At 61.3% G+C, this 2,459-nt stretch carries 4 protein-coding genes; all 4 read left to right on the plus strand.

Translation table 11 applies throughout. From position 1 onward, the window contains the following. The first annotated feature begins 130 nt into the window (after positions 1–130). The 4 genes from sctI to ACPUER_RS36350 all read left to right on the plus strand — a co-directional run bounded on the left by sctI (position 131) and on the right by ACPUER_RS36350 (position 2,426). Positions 131–436 (plus strand): type III secretion system inner rod subunit SctI, encoded by a 306-nt coding sequence (gene sctI / locus ACPUER_RS36335; RefSeq protein ID WP_425133526.1) that lies wholly within the window; start codon positions 131–133, stop codon positions 434–436. Further along, positions 433–1,182 (plus strand): EscJ/YscJ/HrcJ family type III secretion inner membrane ring protein, encoded by a 750-nt coding sequence (locus ACPUER_RS36340; protein WP_425133527.1) that lies wholly within the window; start codon positions 433–435, stop codon positions 1,180–1,182. Before sctI ends, ACPUER_RS36340 begins: the two co-directional genes overlap by 4 nt. Next, positions 1,175–1,753, plus strand: coding sequence for a type III secretion apparatus protein OrgA/MxiK (locus ACPUER_RS36345; RefSeq protein ID WP_425133528.1), 579 nt, complete (start codon positions 1,175–1,177; stop codon positions 1,751–1,753). The genes ACPUER_RS36340 and ACPUER_RS36345 overlap by 8 nt, the downstream gene beginning before the upstream one ends. Before the next feature lie 85 nt (positions 1,754–1,838). Next, a complete protein-coding gene (locus ACPUER_RS36350) occupies positions 1,839–2,426 on the plus strand; it encodes a hypothetical protein (RefSeq protein ID WP_425133529.1) in 588 nt (195 codons plus the stop codon). Positions 2,427–2,459 lie beyond the last annotated feature (33 nt).

Genomic DNA, 2,459 nt, shown 5'->3' on the forward strand with positions numbered 1-2,459 from the left:
GCTTCATCGTCGTTCGCCTTTCTCAAGTCATGCACACCGATCTATGACGCATGAACTACAGGGACGGTGAACTTAATCAGCATTGCCTTAACGACACTGCGCCGCATCGCGGCGCGCACAGGAGCTTCACATGCAGAACCGCTCGATCCAACCGGTCGAGGCGCTGGTCAGCCGGATTCGCGAGCTGCCGGCCCAAGATAACGACATCGTGTCGCTGGATGACAGGCTGGTCCAGGCCTTCTCCCAGTCCGCCGTCAGCGCCGGCATGGAAAAAGACGCCATCATGCAGCGTCTGGAACAACCCAATGTGGTAACCGATCCGGCCGAACTGTTCCAGCTGCAACTGCGAACCTCGAACTACAACCTCGAGGTGTCCACCATCAGCACCCTGACCCGCAAGGCCGTGAGCGCGGTAGAAAGCCTGATACGATCATGATGCGTCGCCGTCTTTACGCCATGCCGTTGATTCTGCTGCTGGCAGCCTGCCAACAACAGGACTTGCTTAAGGGGCTGGACCAGCAGCAAGCCAATGAAGTGATCGCCGTGCTGCAGCGCCATAATATCGAGGCGGAAAAAACCGACCGCGGCAAAGCCGGTTACAGCATCTCCGTGGCGCCGCCCAATTTTGCAGCCGCGGTCGACTGGCTGAAGACCTATGATTTGCCGTCGCGTCCCCGCATGGAAGTGGCGCAGATGTTTCCGGCCGACTCCTTGGTATCGTCGCCGCGGGCGGAAAAAGCGCGGTTGTACTCCGCCATCGAACAGCGGCTGGAACAATCGCTGCAAATCATGGACGGCGTATTGTCCGCGCGCGTGCATATCAGCTACGACCTGGACTCCGGAGAGGGAGGGCGCGCCGCCAAGCCCGTCCACCTGTCGGCGCTGGCCGTATATGATCGCGATATTGAGCCGGAGCAAAAAGTCACCGACATCAAACGCTTCCTGAAAAACAGTTTCGCCGATGTTGATTATGACAATATTTCGGTAGTGGTGTCTCGGCGCGGCGAGGCGCAACAGCAAGCACCCACCACGCCTCTCTCCGAACGCGGAGCTGGGTTGGTCTGGTTGATTGCCGGCGCCGTGCTGCTCGCCCTGCTTGGCGCCGCCGGCTGGCTATGGCAGCGTCGCAATGCGGAAACCGCGTCGCCAGCCCCGGCTCCCAACAGGAGCAGCGATGGCTGAGTTGCCATGCACTCCAGCTTTGCTGCGCGTGCTGTTCGACCCTTTGTCCTACCTGCACCCGCGTCGGCTGAGCTTGCCGGTGTCCTTGACCGGGCAGCCCGCGGCTCGCGCCGCGGCCAACGAATTGTTGCTAGCCGCCTACCAGTTGAGAAACGACTGCGCCGATGCAGAATTGGATGCAATGGCAAGGCACTTGCTGCGCCATTGGAGACGACTGCCCCAGGCCGCCTACCTAATTGGCTGCCACGCGCGGCGCTCAGAGCTGGTTTGGCGCGGAGCAATGCTAAGCTTGCCGCAATGGGCACGTGCATTCGTCAGCATCGATCAGCCGACGGATGCCGCCCCGAAACAGCAGCCGCCCTGCCATAACGAGCTGTTGCGAGCCGGATATGCCCGGCTCCATTGCTGGCGGGAACGGCTGCCGGTGCCGTTGGCGCAAAGGTTTCCGCTGCTGTTCCCGCCACACGTCGACGCCACGCCGACGGAGCTTGGCGCCGATCCCATGATGCTGACCCTGGCCCTACAGTATGCCCAGAGACATCCCCATACCCCACCCGCAACACATCATTGACGGGACGCTACTCCGCCGCTCCGCGCTCCAGGCTGCCAGCCGCGCCGAAAGGCTGGAAGAGCAAGCCCGCCGAAATGCCCAGCGCATGCTGCGCGATGCCGAACAACAGGCCGAATCCCTGCGTCAGCATGGATATCAAGCCGGATACCAGCAGGGCATTCTGGATGCGTTGCAGCATGTGGCCGCTTACCTTGCCGCCAGTCAGGCCATGGCATGGTACTGGAGAGAACGGCTGGTTGAGCACGCGCGCGCCATGCTAGCCTCCGCAGTCGATCATCCGGACACGCTACTATTGCTGATAGACGAATGGCTGCGCGGTCAGGAGTGCGCTGACGCCACGCTACAACTGACCTTGCCCAAGAGCGCCCGCGCACACCAAGCCAGACTTATGGCCTTGCTCGCCGAACTCTGGCCAGGCTCGATCCAGCTGGACTACCACGCCGAGCCGCGTTGCATCATGCGTTGCGGCGATCGGCTAGCCGAGTTTGCGCCGGAATTATATGTAGAGGCGGCAAGCCGCCAATTGCAGCAATGCCTGGACGAACTGCCTAAAGACTGTCGCAATATTTCCGATCAGGCGCTGCGCGAGTGGATCGCTCAGTGGGAGCAACAGGTGGGCACCTCGAAAAACCGTTCGGACGCTGGCATGATGCCACTGAGGCCGCAGGGATGAGGATGTGAAGATGATCAAGGTGAGTCTGTTCGC

The organism is Burkholderia sp. DN3021, from assembly GCF_049805555.1.
Classification (GTDB): domain Bacteria; phylum Pseudomonadota; class Gammaproteobacteria; order Burkholderiales; family Burkholderiaceae; genus Burkholderia; species Burkholderia pyrrocinia_C.